Consider the following 15,793-nt stretch of genomic DNA (forward strand, 5'->3'; position numbering starts at 1 on the left):
GTCTCCCAACGTCAGGACGGATGGTTCCCGCGCTTTCTCCGGTGCGGCGCGGTTCATCCGTCCTCGCGCATCGGAACGCGGATGCCGTGCTCCCGCGCGACACCGTCGGCCTCCTCGTATCCGGCGTCCACGTGTCGGATGACGCCCATGGCGGGATCGTTGGTGAGCACCCGCTCCAGTTTGGCGGCGGCCAGGTCGGTGCCGTCGGCGACGCTGACCTGTCCCGCGTGGATCGAGCGTCCCATGCCGACACCGCCGCCGTGGTGGATGGACACCCAGGAGGCGCCCGAGGAGGTGTTGACCAGTGCGTTGAGCAGCGGCCAGTCGGCGATGGCGTCGGAGCCGTCCTTCATCCCCTCGGTCTCCCTGTAGGGAGAGGCCACCGAACCGGTGTCCAGGTGGTCCCGGCCGATGGCCAGCGGCGCGGAGACCTCTCCGGAGGCGACCATCTCGTTGAACCGCGCTCCGGCGGCGGCGCGCTCGCCCTGGCCCAGCCAGCAGATGCGGGCGGGCAGCCCCTGGAAGGCGACCCGCTCCCCCGCCATGCGGATCCACCGGGCCAGGTGGTCGTTGTCCGGGAACAGGTCCAGGATCGCCTGGTCGGTGCGGGCGATGTCGGCGGGGTCGCCGGACAGCGCCGCCCACCGGAACGGTCCCCTGCCCTCGCAGAACAGCGGTCGGATGTATGCGGGTACGAACCCGGGGAAGTCGAAGGCCCGGGCGAAGCCGCCGCTTCGGGCCTCGTCGCGAATGGAGTTGCCGTAGTCGAAGACCTCGGCTCCCGCGTCCTGGAAGCCGACCATCGCCTCCACATGCGCGGCCATGGACTCGCGCGCACGGACGGTGAACTCCTCGGGCTTGGCGACGGCCAGGGCCCGCCAGTCCTCGAAGGGCACCCCGGTGGGCAGGTAGGCGAGCGGGTCGTGGGCCGAGGTCTGGTCGGTGACCACGTCGATCGGAGCGCCCCGCGACAGTAGGTCGGGGAAGACCTCGGCGGCGTTGCCGAGCAAGCCGATCGACAGCGGGCGCCGTTCGTCGCGCGCCCGCTCGGCCAGCCGCAGGGCGTGGTCCAGGCCGTCGGCGCGCACGTCCAGGTAGCGGTGCTCGATGCGGCGGTCGATACGGCTGGAGTCGCACTCGACCACGATCGCGACGCCGTCGTTCATGGTGACGGCCAGCGGCTGGGCTCCGCCCATACCGCCGAGCCCGGCGGTCAGGGTGACCGTTCCGGCCAGTGTCCCGCCGAACCTCTTGGCGGCGACGGCCGCGAAGGTCTCATAGGTGCCCTGGAGGATGCCCTGTGTTCCGATGTAGATCCACGAACCGGCGGTCATCTGCCCGTACATGGTCAGTCCCTGGGCCTCCAGCCGGCGGAACTCGGGCCAGTTCGCCCAGTCCCCCACCAGGTTGCTGTTGGCGAGGAGCACCCTGGGCGCCCACTCGTGTGTGCGCATGACACCGACCGGGCGGCCCGACTGCACGAGCAGGGTCTCGTCGCCCTCCAGGTCGCGCAGGGCGGCGGTGATGCGGTCGAAGCTGTGCCAGTCGCGCGCGGCCCGGCCGGTGCCGCCGTAGACGACCAGGTCCTCGGGGTGCTCGGCGACCTCGGGATCGAGATTGTTGTGGAACATGCGCAGGGCGGCCTCCTGCTGCCACCCCTTGGCGGACAGGACGGCGCCGCGTGCGGCGCGGACGGTGCGCGGACTGCTCATACGGTTCTCCTTCGGCGGGTCAGACCAGCGGGACGACGGATTCTGCGGCCTCGACCACCGAGCCGTCGGTGACCAGGGCGGTGACGGCGTCGATCTCGGGGGCCAGATGGCGGTCGGGTCCGGGACCGGGCACCTTCTCGCGCACGGCGCGCAGCACGGCGCCGGTGGCGGGCCCGGGCTCCAGCGGCGAACGCAGGTCCAGGGCACGGGCGGCGGTGAGCAGCTCCACCGCCAGCACACTGGCCAGGCCGTCCACGGCGCGGCGCAGCTTGCGGGCGGCCGACCAGCCCATGGACACGTGGTCCTCCTGCATGGCCGAGCTGGGGATGGAGTCGACGCTGGCGGGCACGGCCAGGCGCTTGAGCTCGGAGACGATGGCTGCCTGCGTGTACTGGGCGATCATGTGTCCGGAGTCCACGCCGGGGTCGTCGGCCAGGAAGGCGGGCAGACCGTGGGAACGCGACACGTCGAGCATGCGGTCGGTGCGCCGCTCGGCGATGGAGGCGGTGTCGGCGACCGCGATGGCCAGGAAGTCGAGTACGTAGGCCACGGGCGCTCCGTGGAAGTTGCCGTTGGACTCCACACGGCCGTCGTCCAGTACCACCGGGTTGTCGATGACGCTGTCCAGTTCGCGTCCGGCCACGAGCAGGGCGTGGTCGAGGGTGTCGCGTGCGGCTCCGGCGACCTGCGGGGCGCAGCGCAGCGAGTAGGCGTCCTGGATCCGGTTGCAGTCGGGGCCGCGGTGGGAGGCCATGATCGGCGAGTCGGCCAGCAGCAGGCGCATGTTGGCGGCGGAGGCGGCCTGACCGGGGTGCGGGCGCAACCGCTGCAACTCCTCGGAGAAGACCCGGTCGGTACCCAGCAGTGCCTCGACGCTCATCGCGGCGGTGATGTCGGCGACCTTGAGCAGGCGTTCCAGGTCCATGCAGGCCAGTGTGAGCATGCCGAGCATGCCGTCGGTGCCGTTGATCAGCGCCAGGCCCTCCTTGGCGCCCAGCTCCACCGGACGGACACCGGCGTCGTGCAGGGCGGTGTAGGCGGGGCGGACCTCGCCTGAGGCGTCGCGGACCTGGCCCTCGCCCATCAGGGCGAGCGCCACGTGCGACAGCGGCGCCAGGTCGCCGGAGCAGCCCAGACTGCCGTACTCATGCACGACCGGGGTGATCTCGGCGTTGAGCAGGGCCGCGAGGGTCTCAGCGGTGGTGACCTCCACACCGGTGTTGCCCGAGGCCAGGGTGCGCAGGCGCAACAGCATCAGCGCGCGCACGACCTCGCGCTCCACCTCGGGTCCGGTCCCGGCGGCGTGGGAGCGGATGAGCGACCGCTGCAGGCGGGCCCGCAGGTCGGGGGCGATGTGGCGGGTGGCGAGCGCGCCGAAGCCGGTGCTGACCCCGTAGGCGGGGGTCTCACCGCGGGCCAGGGACTCGACCCGTTCACGGCCGTGCCGGAGGGCCTTACGGGCCTCCTCGGAGAGGGTGACGTGCGCGCCGTGGCGGGCGACGTCGCGGATCTGGGCCGGGGTGAGGCGGGCATCGCCGATGACGACGGAAGGAACTGCTGTGGACATGCCTCCCATTCGACCTCCTGTGGGACCCCTGATGAAGGCCTGGCACGAAGGTTCCGTCTGGCATTTCAGACAGCAGGAAGAGGAGTACCGTGGGACGATCAGGACATGAGCCTCGTTCCGGCGGCCACCCGCGCACTGCGGCTGCTGCGCTTCCTGGCGACCCGCCCCGGGCCGGTGCCGGCCTCGGCGATAGCCGCCGAGCTCGACGTTCCCCGCTCCAGCGTGTACCAACTGCTGGAGGCCATGGCGGAGGAGGGCTTCGTGACCCACCTGCCCGAGGAGCGCCGCTGGGGGCTGGGGGTGGCCGCGTTCGAGATCGGCTCGGCCTACCTGCGCCACGACGGCGTGGAGCGCCTGGCACGTCCGCTGCTGCACCAGCTCACCGAGGCCACCGGTGCCACCGCCCACCTCGGCGTGCTGCACGGCGGCGACACCCTCTACCTGCTCAAGGAGCAGCCCCCGCACGTCCCGGCGCTGATCACCGGGGTGGGGGTCCGCCTGCCCGCGCACCTGACGGCGTCCGGGCGGTCCATGCTGGCCCGGCTGCCGCGCGCGCAAGTGCGCGCCCTGTATCCGAACGCGGCCGCGTTCACCAGCCGCACCGGGCGTGGACCAGCCACACCCGGGGAGCTGCGCCGGACACTGGCCGAGGAGCAGCGCCAAGGCTGGTCGATCGAGGACGGCCAGGTCACCGAGGGCTTCGTGTCGGTGGCGGCGGCCGCCCTGGACCACAACGGCCGTCCGGCGGCGGCGATCAGCCTGACGGTACCCAGCGCGCGGCCGGTCACCCCTCAGGCCCTGGCCGGGAGGGTCCGCGACGCCGCCGCCGAGCTGACCCGGCGCCTGGACGGGCGCGCCTCACCGTAGCGGAGGGGTCCGTTCCACGATGGAGGGCAGCGGTGCGGTGCGCTCCACCATCTTGAGGATCTTCTCCTTGATCTCCTTGGGCACCTGGACGTAGAACTGCGTGGGCGCCTCCACCGGCTCCAGGCCGAGGCTTTCGGCGGTCTCGGCCCAGTTGGGCAGTTCCGCGTCGGTGCGGTGGGTGTCGAGCACGAACTCGATGAAGTAGGTGGGCCTGCGCTCGCCGGTGTGCGCCTCGCGGATGCGCCGGATCTCCGGCCAGGAGATGAACGTCCCCTCACCGGGGAACCACCACTTGCGCTCCTGTAGGACCGTGACGCCGTCGCTGTCGGCGCTGATGCCCTGCCGGGTGATGCGCTGCGGCAGCCCACTCAGCATGAACGCGTTGCTCCCCGGGCCGAGGAAGAGCATGACCAGGCCCGCCGAGGCCCACAGGGACACCGAGCCGACCGTGCTCTCCTGGCGCAGCACGTGCCAGAGCATGGACCCCAGGACCACCAGGAAACCCACGGTGAGCGCGGCGGAGAAGTAGGCCGCGGTCATCCACATCCGCGTGTTCGGGCCGCGCAGGCTGACGTACCTGCGCAGGTGCGAGACACCGCCGGGCGGCTGGTTCAGGTCCGAGGGGACCGACGGAGGCGCTGTGGTCGGGTCCGGTGGTTCGGGGGTGGCCATGTCCCCCATTCTTCCAACTCCCGCGCGTGGTATGTGCGCCGGAGCGCCCATGCGCGGGATGTTCCGGTGGCCGTGATCGACCAAAGCACGGGTGGCCGCGGCCTCGGGCCGCTAGAGTCCGGTGCATGAGGCCGAGCATGAACGAGTACGACACCGAACTGTGGGTGAACGGCGAGATCATCGTCCTGGACGGGATGCACTACCAGGGCCGTACCGTGCTTCCGGACGGGCCGGAGCGGTTCGCCTGCTTGGAGCGCTGGGCCAAGGGGGTGGCCGAGACGCTGGGGGAACCGGTGACCTGGCGCGCCATGGACAAGGGGCGGCTCGCCGGACGCGGAACGATACAACCGGGGCCCGGAGATCAAAAACGCCGAGCGCTCTGAGCTCCGCACTTGGCGCACTGGAACTTGCGGTCGTCGCCAAGGATCCAATCGTGGTCCCCGCCGGTAGGGCACGTGGACATCGACACCATCTCCTCACAGGGGCTGTCGGGGGTGTGGCGATCACTGTATTTCCCACCAGCCACACCAGTCCCGAGAATGAGAAAGTTCGCTTCCATCTTCATGTATGGGCGGGCCCGTACGTCGACGGAGGCGACGTCCTCACCAGCGCCGGTCCGGCTGCCGCGACGGACCTGTCCGTACGCGTGGTGCGCGCCGGCTCCGACGCCGCGACGGCCAGGGGGGAAGTCCGGGGCCCACACGCCCGTGGGGCCCGCCGCGATCGCGGCGGGCCCCACGGGAAGCCTTCGGGGGACCAGAGCCTGTTCGGTGAACGCTCGTCCGGCCCCTGGGGGTGTCGTTCGGGCGCCGACGGGGGTCTGGGGGTGTCGTGGGCGGGACGGGCGGATACTGCGGCCGAAGGCCCGTCGGCCTAGTTCTGCGAAGCCTTCATGTGGGCCTCGACGGCGGCACGGTCAGCGCGCAGCTTGGCCAGGGCCTCGTCGAGGATGAGCCTGCCCTCCTCCACGCTGCGGCGCTCCTTCACATATGCCAGGTGGGTCTTGTACGGCTCGGTGCGCGGCGGCGACGGAGGGTTCGCCTTGTCCTTGCCCGCGGGGAAGCCGCAGCGCGGGCAGTCCCACTCGTCGGGCACCAGCGCCTCGCCCGCAAAACTGGGCACGACCTCGTGCAGGTTCGCGCAGTAGAACGGAACCCGGATGCGGGGGGCGGCCTCGCCCCGCTCCGCCTCGCCCATGGGGCCGGCTCCGACACGGCTGCCACGGATGGCACTGCCACTACCCACGAAAAACTCCTTCGGCGAACTCGCTCACCGGTTCTCGGGCGAGCTTGACTGTAGACGGGGTGCGTCCCGCGGACCGCGGGTCACATTCCCCGGTTGATCAGCAGGCCGAGGACGACGATGGCGAGGATCCAGGCGACCGCGAACCCGACGGTCATGCGGTCGAGGTTGCGTTCGACCACCGACGACCCGCCGAGCGAGGACGTGACGCCGCCGCCGAACATGTCGGAGAGACCGCCGCCCTTGCCCTTGTGCATGAGCACCAGCAGGACCAGCAACACGCTGAGAAGCATCACGAAGATGGACAGACCGAGGATCACACGCTCACCCGTAGCTCGACCCCGAAGCGGGGGGATGGACGCCTCGATCCCCACTTCCCACCCGCGGCGGCGGTGGTGCTGGGCCGATACGGGAACTGAGGAGGAGGAGATCGGGGACAATTTCGGATTTTACCGTGCCAATGACGGCACGGGCGGGGAAACCGCGAGGCACGGATAACCCCATAGCGAAGTCTAGCCCGACCGGACGACCTGTCGGGCACCCGACCCGTCACCATCGGGCATAGAGGGTGACGGGCCGGGGTCCCGTTCAGCGGCTACTGCTCGCCGAAGCGGATGATCTTGACGAACTCGTCGGCCTTGAGGCAGGCACCGCCGACCAGGGCGCCGTCGACGTCGTCCTTGGCCATGATGCCAGGGGCGTTGTCGCCCTTGACCGAACCGCCGTACAGGACGCGCACGGCGCCGGCGACCTCGGGCGAGTACAGCTCGGCCAGGCGCTTGCGGACCGCCGAGCACACTTCCTGGGCGTCCTCGGGGGTGGCCACCTCGCCCGTGCCGATGGCCCACACGGGCTCGTAGGCGACGACGATCCTCTCGGCCTGCTCGGCCGGGACCTCCTTGAGTGCGCCGTCCAGCTGGGCCAGGACGTGCTCCACCTGCTGACCCGCCTGACGGACCTCCAGTCCCTCGCCGATGCACAGAATCGGGACGATGTCGTTCTTGAAGGCGGCCCTGACCTTGGCGTTGACCAGGGCGTCGTCCTCCTGGTGGTGCTCGCGGCGCTCGGAGTGGCCCACAAGGACGTAGGAGCAGTCCAGCTTGGCCAGCATGGAGCCGGAGACCTCGCCGGTGTAGGCGCCCTTGTCATGGGCGGAGACGTCCTGGGCGCCGTAGGCGATCTTGAGCTTGTCGCCGTCGACCAGCGTCTGGACGCTGCGCAGGTCGGTGAAGGGCGGCAGGACGACGACCTCGGCGCTGTCGTGGTCCTTGTCGTTCAGCGCGAACGCCAGTTTCTGGACGAGCGCGATGGCCTCCAGGTGGTTGTTGTTCATTTTCCAGTTGCCCGCGATGAGCGGCAGGCGTTGGGACATGTCGGCACTTCCTTACGGGACGTTCGAAGGGCTGGCCCGGGCACCGCGGGAAGGCGCGGTGAAACGGGCGCACACTGCTTACTTGAGGGCGCTGATACCGGGCAGGTCCTTGCCCTCCAGGTACTCCAGACTGGCACCGCCGCCGGTGGAGATGTGGCCGAACGCCGCTTCGTCGAAGCCGAGCGCGCGCACGGCGGCGGCGGAGTCGCCGCCACCGACCACCGTGAACGCGCCCGAGTCGATCAGGGAGCCGGCCAGCGCGCGGGTACCGCCCGCGTAGGGCTCCATCTCGAACACGCCCATCGGGCCGTTCCAGAACACGATCCTGGTGTCGGCGAGCTTCTCGGCGAAGAGCGCCTGGCTCCTGGGGCCGATGTCCAGGCCCATCCGGTCGGCCGGGATGGAGTTGACGTCGACCGCGTCGTGCGCGGCGTCGGCGGCGAACTTGTCGGCGGCCACGACGTCCACGGGCAGGATGATCTCCACGCCCTCGCGCTCGGCACGCTCCAGGTAGCCCTTGACGGTGTCGATCTGGTCGGCTTCCAGCAGGCTGGAACCGACCTCGTAGCCCTTGGCCTTGAGGAAGGTGAAGACCATGCCGCCGCCGATGAGCAGGCGGTCGGCGGTACCGAGGAGATTGTCGATGACGCCGAGCTTGTCGGAGACCTTGGAGCCGCCCAGGACCACGGCGTAGGGGCGCTGGGGGTCGCTCGTGAGCTTCCTGAGCACCTCGACCTCGGTCAGCACCAGACCGCCGACGGCGTGCGGGAGCTTGCCGGGCAGGTCGTAGACGCTGGCGTGCTTACGGTGCACGGCGCCGAAGGCGTCGCCGACGTACAGGTCGGCGAGCTGGGCGAGGCGGTCGGCGAGTTCACCGCGCTCGGCGTCGTCCTTGCTGGTCTCGCCGGGTTCGAAACGCACGTTCTCCAGTAGCGCGACCTGGCCGTCCTCCAGCGCGGCGCTGGTGGCGCGGGCCGACTCACCGGCGGTGTCGGCGGAGAAGGCCACCTCGGTACCCAGCAGCTCGCCCAGGCGGGCGGCGACGGAGCGCAGGGAGTAGCGGGGGTCGGGGGCGCCCTTGGGACGGCCCAGGTGAGCGGCGACGATGACGCGGGCGCCGCGCTCGCGGAGAGCGGCGATGGTCGGCACGGCCGCGCGGATGCGGCCGTCGTCGGTGATCCGGTCGCCGTCCAGGGGCACGTTCAGATCGGCCCGGACGAACACGCGCTTGCCGGAGACGTCGAGTTCGTCGATCGTCCGCATGCTGGTCTCCTCTTGGAATGTGGGTTGGGCGGTCCCGGGCGGTGGATCCGGGAGCGACGCGCACGACGGCACCCCTCCGCGCGCACTGCGGGCGAAGGGGTGCCGTCTCACGCGCTGTCGGCCATGAGGGCCGTGAACGCTACAGGCCGGATCCGACCAGCTTGGCCAGGTCGACCAGGCGGCTGGAGTAGCCCCACTCGTTGTCGTACCAGCCGACGATCTTGACCTGGTTGCCGAAGGCCATGGTCAGCTTGGAGTCGAAGGTGCAGGAGGGCGAGGTGCCGACGATGTCGGAGGAGACGATCTCGTCCTCGGTGTAGAGGAGCACGTCCTTGAGCGGCCCCTCGGCGGCGGCCTTGAACGCGGCGTTGACGTCTTCCTTGGTGACCTCGCGCTCCAGGGTCACGACCAGGTCGGTCACCGAACCGTCCGGCACGGGCACGCGCATGGCCATACCGTCCAGCTTGCCCTCCAGCTCCGGAATGGCCAGGGCGGTGGCCTTGGCGGCACCGGTGGTGGTCGGGATGATGTTCTGCCCGGCCGCACGGGCACGACGCAGGTCCTTGTGCGGGAAGTCCAGGATGACCTGGTCGTTGGTGTAGGCGTGCACCGTGGTCATCAGGCCCTGCTGGATGCCGAAGCTGTCCAGGAGCACCTTCGCCATGGGAGCCACGCAGTTGGTGGTGCAGGAGGCGTTGGAGATGACGTGGTGGTTGGCCGCGTCGTACTTGTCGTCGTTGACGCCCATGACGACGGTCAGGTCCTCGCCCTTGGCCGGGGCGGAGATGATGACCTTCTTGGCGCCAGCCTCGATGTGCTTCTTGGCGTCTTCGGCCTTGGTGAAGCGGCCGGTGGACTCGATGACGACGTCCACGTTCAGGTCCGACCAGGGCAGCTGGGCCGGGTCGCGCTGAGCCAGGACCTTGACACTCTTGTCGCCCACGCGGATGAAGTCGTCGCCGACCTCGACGTCGCCGCTCAGGGTGCCGAGCACGGTGTCGTACTTGAGCAGGTGCGCGAGCGTCTTGGTGTCGGTGAGGTCGTTGACCGCGACGATTTCGATGTCGCTGCCGCCAGCGGCGACCGCGCGCCAGAAATTGCGGCCGATCCGACCGAAGCCGTTGACGCCTACACGGATGGTCACGGAACCAATCTCCTCATATATCGCACATCATTTTCACCCGGGCATTCCCCCACCTGGAACGGGGACGTGCCGGGACTAACCGGCCGACCGCAATGAGCAGGGTCAACGCACACCGGGCGTTGACGAAGAGCCTAGCGGAGCGCCGACGGGAGGCTGTGGCCGGGCGCTGCCGGACCCTTGTGGATTCGCGACCATCCTGGCACCGCGCGCCTTAAAGGTCTATACCATTGTCGGAAGTTATCCACGAGTTCGTGCGGTTAACAAAGCCGAACACGGGTGTTACGCAGGTGTGGCGGCTCCAGGCGAACGCACCCCGGTCAGGGGACCAGCATGTCCGGGGTGAGGTTGGCCTCGGTCCCCTCTATGCCCAGGTCGCTCGCACGCTTGTCGGCCATGGCCAGCAGTCTGCGGATGCGCCCCGCGATGGCGTCCTTGGTCAGCGGCGGGACGGACAGCTGGCCCAGTTCCTCCAGCGACGCCTGCTTGTGCGCCAGGCGCAGCTGGCCCGCGGCCACCAGGTGCTTGGGCGCGTCGTCGCCCAGGATCTCCAGGGCCCGCTCCACGCGCGCCCCGGCGGCCACCGCCGCACGCGCGCTGCGGCGCAGGTTGGCGTCGTCGAAGTTGGCCAGCCGGTTGGCGGTCGCGCGCACCTCCCGGCGCATCCGCCTCTCCTCCCACGCCAGCACGCTCTGGTGCGCGCCCAGCAGGGTCAGCAGCGCGCCGATGGAGTCGCCGTCGCGCACCACCACCCGGTCCACACCACGCACCTCGCGTGCCTTGGCGTGCACCTTCAGACGGCGCGCCGCGCCCACCAGCGCCAGCGCCGCCTCCGGCCCGGGGCAGGTGACCTCCAGGGACATCGACCGTCCCGGTTCGGTCAGGGATCCGTGCGCGATGAAGGCGCCCCGCCACGCCGACTCGGCGTCGCAGGCCCCGCCCGCCACCACGTGCCGGGGCAGGCCGCGCACCGGACGGCCGTTGTTGTCCACCAGCCCCGTCTGCCGGGCCAGGGACTCGCCGTCCTTGATCACCCGCACCACGTACCGGTTACCCTTGCGCAGACCGCTCGGAGAGAGCACGACCACCTCGGACTCGTGGCCGAAGACCTCGGAGATGTCCTTGCGCAGGCGACGCGCGGCCACGCCGGTGTCGAGCTCGGCCTCGATCACGATCCGCCCGCCCACAAGGTGCAGACCCCCGGTGAATCGCAGGATGGTGGACACCTCCGCCTTGCGGCAGCATGGCTTGAGAATGGCCAAACGGCTCAACTCATCCTTCACCACGCCGGTCATCGCCATCGCTGCGGTCCTCCCCGTCGAACAAGCCGACCCGGCGCCGCGGGCTCGGCGCCGGGATGTGCCGCCGCGGCCCTGCCACGAGCGGCTTTCCCCGTGGCAGACTACGTGACGAGGCGCCAGATGCCGACCCTCGCACGGCGTGTCGCCCATCCGCCGACCAGGTCGGCGACGTTCCTGTCGGCCTTCGTGCCGGTGTGCGGTCAATTGCTCCCGGCCTGGGAGGACAGCGTCTCACGCAAGTAGTCGCGTAGGACGAGGGCGTGGTTGTGCTCGGTGTCCCGGGCCGCGTACAGCAGGGTGACCGGCCCCTCCGCGCGGCTTCCAGGATCGGGACCAGCGCCTCCGGCCGGGCGTCCAGTTCGGACCGTTAGCGCTCAGCGAACTCGGCGAACCGCTCCGGGGCGTGTCCGAACCACTGGCGCAGCCCGTCGCTGGGTGCGGTATCCCTCACCCAGGCGACCCCTTCCAAGGCCTCTTTGGAGACCCCGCGCGGCCACAGCCGGTCCACCAGGAAGCGCCGGCCCGGTGGCGTGTCCTGCCCCTCCCGGTCCGGGTTCGGCGCCGCGCGAACCTCGTCGTGAACGCGTTCCACGTACACGTGGTGCTCGACCATGGCGCTGGTCTTCCCGTTCCCCTCCCGAGCGAATCCGTCAGTCCTCCAGAATCCGCTCGAAGGCCCTCACGAGCCGGTCGGGATCGTGGCGCGGGGTACCGTCGGCGCGCGACAGGTGCGCCAGTTCCAGGCGCCCGCCCAGCTGGCCGACCACCTCCGCCAGGGGTTCGGTCTCCTCCACGGTTCCCCGGTCGGCGAGCACCACGTCCACGCCCAGCTTGGGCGCGTGCTCGCGCAGCACCTCCAGATAGGTCTCGGGGCGGAAGCCGTCGGTCTCGCCCCGCTGCGGCGACAGGTTCAGTGCCACCATGCGCTTGGCCCGGGTGGTGATCAGGGCGTGCGCCAGGTCCGGTACCAGCAGGTGGGGCAGCACGCTGGTGAACCACGACCCGGGGCCGAAGACCACCCAGTCGGCCTCGCGTACCGCCTTGACCGCCTGCGGGCTGGCGGGCGGGGCCTCCGGGATCAGGGAGATGGAGCGCACCTTGCCGCTGGTGCTGGCGCACGCCACCTGGCCGCGCACCGTGGTCAGCGCGTCCGGACGCTCCGGGTCGATCCCGGACACCTCCGCGGCGATGTCCAGCGGCACCGACGACATCGGCAGTACCCGGCCGTGCGCGCCCAGAAGCTGGCCCACCCAGTCCAGGCCCGCCACCGAGTCGCCGAGCAGCTCCCACAGGGCCACGATCAGCAGGTTGCCGACCGCGTGGCCGTGCAGTTCCCCCTCCGAGCGGAACCTGTGCTGGATCACCTGGCTCCAGGTGTGCCCCCACTCGTCGTCGCCGCACAGCGCGGCCAGCGCCATGCGCAGGTCACCGGGCGGCAGAACGCCGAGTTCCTCGCGGAGCCGGCCGCTGGATCCGCCGTCGTCGGCGACCGTGACGATCGCCGTCACGTCAGTGGTCACCCTGCGCAGGGCCGACAGGGAGGCGTGCAGGCCGTGTCCGCCCCCCAGCGCGACCACCCGGGGCGGGCGCCGCCCGTCCTCGTCGGGTGCTGTGCTCATCATGGCTGTGGTCTGCCCCTCGTCCCAGGTCCACCGGACGAATCGGACCGTACCACCGAGAACGGTGCACCGGCGGCAGTCAGGGCACCGGGTGGCCGATCCGGATCACTCGCGGCCGATGTCCCGGTGAACCACGTGCACGTCCACATCCTGCCCGCGCAGGCGGTCGGCGAACTGCTCCGCCATGGCCACGCTGCGGTGCCTGCCGCCGGTGCAGCCCACCGCCAGGGTCATGTAGTGCTTGCCCTCGCGCTGGTACCCGTCGATGGTCAGCCTGAGGACCTCGGTGTAGGCCTCCAGCATCTCCTTGGCCCCGTCCTGGGACAGGACGTAGTCGCGTACCTGGTCCTCGCGGCCGCTCATCGGTTTGAGCTCGGGCACCCAGTGGGGGTTGGGCAGGAAACGGCAGTCCAGCACCAGGTCGGCGTCGACGGGCAGACCGTGCTTGAAACCGAAGGAGACCACGTTGGCCCGGGGGCGCGCCTCGTCACTCTGCCCGAAGAAGCCGATCACCCGGGCTTTGAGCTGGTGCACGTTGAGCTGGGAGGTGTCGATGACCAGGTCGGCCTCCCCGCGGACGGCGCGCAGGGTGTCGCGCTCGCGGTCGATCCCGTCGGTCAGGCGGCCGTCGCCCTGGAGGGGATGGGGTCTGCGCACGCCCTCGAACCTGCGGACCAGGGCCTCGTCGCTGGCCTCCAGATAGAGCACGCGCGCGATGATGTCGCGCTTGCGTAGTTCCTCCACCGTGGTCAGCAGGTCCTCGGTGAAAGCCAGTGAGCGCACGTCGACGACCACGGCGACCCGCGGCACTGCGCCGTGCGTGCGCCCGGCCAGCTCGATCATCGTCGGCAGCAGGCCCGGTGGCAGATTGTCCACCACGAACCAGTCCAGGTCCTCCAGGGCCCTGGCCGCCGTGCTGCGGCCCGCACCGGACATGCCGGTGACGATGACCACCTCGGGCGGTAGCTCCCCGCCCAGTTCGACCGTCATACCTCTCCTCCCCCGTCAGCGGTGTGCCGTTCTGGTGCCCCGTTTCCCTCCCTGCCTGTTCCGGCGGGGCCGCCGGACAGGTGCGCGTGCACGGACTCGGCCAGCTTGGGGCCGATCCCGGGCACCGCCGCGATCTCCTCGGCCGTGGCCGAGGCCAGTCGTTTCACTGAGCCGAACTCCTTGATCAGGGCCGACCTGCGGGCCGGACCGAGGCCGGGCAGCTCGTCCAGGCTGCTACCGGTGAGCGCCTTGGCGCGCTTTTGCCGGTGGTAGCGAATGGCGAAGCGGTGCGCCTCGTCGCGCACCCGCTGGAGCAGGTAGAGGCCCTCACCCGCGCGGGGCAGGATCACCGGGTCCTCGTCTCCGGGCAACCACACCTCCTCCAGGCGCTTGGCCAGACCGCACACCGCGACGTCCTCGATCCCGAGCTCGTCCAGAGCGCGGCGCGCCGCCTCGGCCTGGGGCCGAGCACCGTCCACCACCACAAGGTTAGGCGGGTAGGCGAACTTGCCGGGTGACGGCTCGTCGCCGCTCTGATGACCACTGTGGTCCCCAGTCTCTCCCATGTGGGCGACCTCACCGTTCCTGGTGCTCTCCTCCAGATAGCGGCGGAAGCGGCGGTGGATCACCTCGTACATGGCGGCGACGTCGTGCTGTTCCCGTCCTCCCTCGCCGCTGCCGCGGATGGAGAAGCGCCGGTACTCGGACTTGCGGGCCAGGCCGTCCTCGAAGACCACCATGGACGCCACCACGTGCTCACCTTGCAGGTTGGAGATGTCGAAGCACTCGATGCGCAGCGGCGCCTCGGGCAGGTCCAGGGCCTCCTGGACCTCGTTGAGCGCGCGGCCACGGGTGCTCAGGTCCCCGGCACGGTGGGTCTTGTGCCGGGCCAGCGCCTCTCGGGCGTTCTTGTCGACGGTCTCCATGAGGGACTTCTTGTCGCCGCGCCGGGGCACCCGCAGATCCACGGCGGAGCCGCGGTGCTCCCCCAACCAGGCGGCCATGGCCGCGGGATCGTCGAGCTCGTGGGAGACCAGGACCTCGCGTGGGACGGCACTGCCGGTGCCCGCGCTCTCCTCGGCGCCCTCGGTGGGCCCGTAGAGCTGGCCCAGGAAGGTGCTCATCAGCTCGGCCGGGGCATCGTCGGCGACCTTGTCCACGACGTAGCCGCGCTGGCCACGGATGCGGCCGCCGCGTACGTGGAAGATCTGGATGGCGGCCTCCAGCTGGTCGTCAGCCAGGGCGATGACGTCGCAGTCGGTGGAGTCCGGCAGGACGACGGCCTGTTTCTCCAGGGCGGCGCGCAGGGCCACGAGGTCGTCACGGATACGGGCGGCGCGCTCGTACTCCATCTCCTTGGCGGCCTCCTTCATCTGCCCCTCCAGTTCGCGGACGAACCGGCCGGTGTCGCCCGCGAGGAAGGAACAGAAGTCGTCGACCAGGGCCCGGTGGTCCTGCGGTGAGGCCCTGCCCACGCACGGGGCCACGCACTTGCCGATGTAGCCGAGCAGGCAGGGCCGGCCGCTGTTGCGGGCACCGCGGAAGACCCCGGCCGAGCAGGTGCGCACGGGGAAGACCCGCAGCAGCAGGTCGACGGTCTCGCGGATGGCCCAGGCGTGTGAGTAGGGGCCGAAGTAGCGCACCCCCTTGCGTTTGGCACCGCGCATCACCTGCACCCTGGGGAACTCCTCTTGGAGGGTGACCGCCAGGTAGGGGTAGCTCTTGTCGTCGCGGTACTTGACGTTGAACCGGGGGCCGTACTGCTTGATCCAGGAGTACTCCAGCTGGAGGGCCTCCACCTCGGTGCCGACGATCGTCCAGTCCACGTCGGCCGCGGTGGAGACCATCTGCTGGGTGCGCGGGTGCAGCCCGGCGAAGTCGCGGAAGTAGGAGGAGAGCCGGGACCGCAGGTTCTTGGCCTTGCCCACGTAGATGACGTGGCCGGACGCGTCCCGGAACCGGTACACGCCCGGCTCGGTCGGAATCGATCCGGGTGCGGGACGCAAGTGAGGAGTCGCAGCCATGCCCCCATTCTGGTAGGTCGGGG

General features: G+C 70.4%; 14 protein-coding genes and 1 pseudogene. 2 read left to right on the top strand and 13 right to left on the bottom strand.

The features are described from left to right. Positions 1-53 precede the first annotated feature (53 nt). Together hutU and hutH are read right to left on the bottom strand one after the other, a co-directional pair. The gene (gene hutU, locus AC0T5L_RS20835; protein WP_476167137.1) at positions 54-1,712 is read right to left on the bottom strand and encodes a urocanate hydratase; all 1,659 of its coding nucleotides are present in this window, start codon (positions 1,710-1,712) and stop codon (positions 54-56) included. A 19-nt stretch (positions 1,713-1,731) separates the two neighbouring features. Then, positions 1,732-3,279, bottom strand: a complete 1,548-nt coding sequence (gene hutH, locus AC0T5L_RS20840; RefSeq protein ID WP_476167138.1) for a histidine ammonia-lyase — start codon at positions 3,277-3,279, stop codon at positions 1,732-1,734. A 105-nt stretch (positions 3,280-3,384) separates the two neighbouring features. Between hutH and AC0T5L_RS20845 the strand changes: the two genes are divergently transcribed. Next, positions 3,385-4,146 (top strand): IclR family transcriptional regulator, encoded by a 762-nt coding sequence (locus tag AC0T5L_RS20845; RefSeq protein WP_476167139.1) that lies wholly within the window; start codon positions 3,385-3,387, stop codon positions 4,144-4,146. On the opposite strand, the gene AC0T5L_RS20850 is transcribed toward AC0T5L_RS20845, so the two are convergent. Then, positions 4,138-4,818 carry a hypothetical protein gene (locus AC0T5L_RS20850; RefSeq protein ID WP_476167140.1) on the bottom strand — a complete coding sequence of 227 codons (681 nt, stop codon included), beginning with the start codon at positions 4,816-4,818 and terminating at the stop codon, positions 4,138-4,140. The genes AC0T5L_RS20845 and AC0T5L_RS20850 overlap by 9 nt on opposite strands. A 125-nt stretch (positions 4,819-4,943) precedes the next feature. On the opposite strand from AC0T5L_RS20850, the gene AC0T5L_RS20855 reads away from it, so the two are divergent. Next, positions 4,944-5,201, top strand: coding sequence for a hypothetical protein (locus tag AC0T5L_RS20855; protein WP_476167141.1), 258 nt, complete (start codon positions 4,944-4,946; stop codon positions 5,199-5,201). Positions 5,202-5,691: 490 nt separating this feature from the next. Here the strand turns inward: AC0T5L_RS20855 and AC0T5L_RS20860 are convergent, their stop codons facing one another. The 10 genes and pseudogenes from AC0T5L_RS20860 to uvrC all read right to left on the bottom strand — a co-directional run bounded on the left by AC0T5L_RS20860 (position 5,692) and on the right by uvrC (position 15,770). Next, entirely contained in the window at positions 5,692-6,063 is a 372-nt protein-coding gene (locus AC0T5L_RS20860) for an RNA polymerase-binding protein RbpA (protein ID WP_476167142.1), read from the bottom strand. An 80-nt stretch (positions 6,064-6,143) separates the two neighbouring features. Then, a complete protein-coding gene (gene secG, locus AC0T5L_RS20865; RefSeq protein WP_476167143.1) occupies positions 6,144-6,380 on the bottom strand; it encodes a preprotein translocase subunit SecG in 237 nt (78 codons plus the stop codon). A 275-nt stretch (positions 6,381-6,655) separates the two neighbouring features. Beyond that, the gene (gene tpiA, locus AC0T5L_RS20870; protein WP_476167144.1) at positions 6,656-7,432 is read right to left on the bottom strand and encodes a triose-phosphate isomerase; all 777 of its coding nucleotides are present in this window, start codon (positions 7,430-7,432) and stop codon (positions 6,656-6,658) included. A gap of 78 nt (positions 7,433-7,510) precedes the next feature. Continuing rightward, positions 7,511-8,695, bottom strand: a complete 1,185-nt coding sequence (locus tag AC0T5L_RS20875) for a phosphoglycerate kinase (RefSeq protein ID WP_476167145.1) — start codon at positions 8,693-8,695, stop codon at positions 7,511-7,513. 139 nt (positions 8,696-8,834) lie between these two features. Beyond that, positions 8,835-9,839 (bottom strand): type I glyceraldehyde-3-phosphate dehydrogenase, encoded by a 1,005-nt coding sequence (gene gap / locus AC0T5L_RS20880; RefSeq protein ID WP_476167146.1) that lies wholly within the window; start codon positions 9,837-9,839, stop codon positions 8,835-8,837. Between the two features lie 317 nt (positions 9,840-10,156). Further along, positions 10,157-11,137 (bottom strand): DNA-binding protein WhiA, encoded by a 981-nt coding sequence (gene whiA, locus AC0T5L_RS20885; protein ID WP_476167147.1) that lies wholly within the window; start codon positions 11,135-11,137, stop codon positions 10,157-10,159. Positions 11,138-11,337: 200 nt separating this feature from the next. Then, a pseudogene (locus tag AC0T5L_RS20890) lies at positions 11,338-11,750 on the bottom strand (DUF488 domain-containing protein). 37 nt (positions 11,751-11,787) lie between these two features. Continuing rightward, on the bottom strand, positions 11,788-12,756 hold the full coding sequence (locus tag AC0T5L_RS20895; RefSeq protein WP_476167148.1) for a gluconeogenesis factor YvcK family protein: 969 nt from the start codon (positions 12,754-12,756) through the stop codon (positions 11,788-11,790). Between the two features lie 105 nt (positions 12,757-12,861). Further along, positions 12,862-13,746 carry an RNase adapter RapZ gene (gene rapZ / locus AC0T5L_RS20900; protein WP_476167149.1) on the bottom strand — a complete coding sequence of 295 codons (885 nt, stop codon included), beginning with the start codon at positions 13,744-13,746 and terminating at the stop codon, positions 12,862-12,864. Continuing rightward, entirely contained in the window at positions 13,743-15,770 is a 2,028-nt protein-coding gene (gene uvrC, locus AC0T5L_RS20905) for an excinuclease ABC subunit UvrC (protein WP_476167150.1), read from the bottom strand. The genes rapZ and uvrC overlap by 4 nt, the downstream gene beginning before the upstream one ends. Positions 15,771-15,793: the final 23 nt, after the last annotated feature.

The sequence above is a fragment of the Nocardiopsis sp. TRM 82005 genome, assembly GCF_056312425.1.

Excerpts from the sequence above, each read along its gene's own strand:
- hutU (WP_476167137.1), bottom strand. The coding sequence starts at position 1,712 with ATGAGCAGTCCGCGCACCGTCCGCGCCGCACGCGGCGCCGTCCTGTCC.
- hutH (WP_476167138.1), bottom strand. The coding sequence starts at position 3,279 with ATGTCCACAGCAGTTCCTTCCGTCGTCATCGGCGATGCCCGCCTCACC.
- AC0T5L_RS20845 (WP_476167139.1), top strand. The coding sequence starts at position 3,385 with ATGAGCCTCGTTCCGGCGGCCACCCGCGCACTGCGGCTGCTGCGCTTC.
- AC0T5L_RS20850 (WP_476167140.1), bottom strand. The coding sequence starts at position 4,818 with ATGGCCACCCCCGAACCACCGGACCCGACCACAGCGCCTCCGTCGGTC.
- AC0T5L_RS20855 (WP_476167141.1), top strand. The coding sequence starts at position 4,944 with ATGAGGCCGAGCATGAACGAGTACGACACCGAACTGTGGGTGAACGGC.
- tpiA (WP_476167144.1), bottom strand. The coding sequence starts at position 7,432 with ATGTCCCAACGCCTGCCGCTCATCGCGGGCAACTGGAAAATGAACAAC.
- AC0T5L_RS20875 (WP_476167145.1), bottom strand. The coding sequence starts at position 8,695 with ATGCGGACGATCGACGAACTCGACGTCTCCGGCAAGCGCGTGTTCGTC.
- whiA (WP_476167147.1), bottom strand. The coding sequence starts at position 11,137 with ATGGCGATGACCGGCGTGGTGAAGGATGAGTTGAGCCGTTTGGCCATT.
- AC0T5L_RS20895 (WP_476167148.1), bottom strand. The coding sequence starts at position 12,756 with ATGAGCACAGCACCCGACGAGGACGGGCGGCGCCCGCCCCGGGTGGTC.
- rapZ (WP_476167149.1), bottom strand. The coding sequence starts at position 13,746 with ATGACGGTCGAACTGGGCGGGGAGCTACCGCCCGAGGTGGTCATCGTC.
- uvrC (WP_476167150.1), bottom strand. The coding sequence starts at position 15,770 with ATGGCTGCGACTCCTCACTTGCGTCCCGCACCCGGATCGATTCCGACC.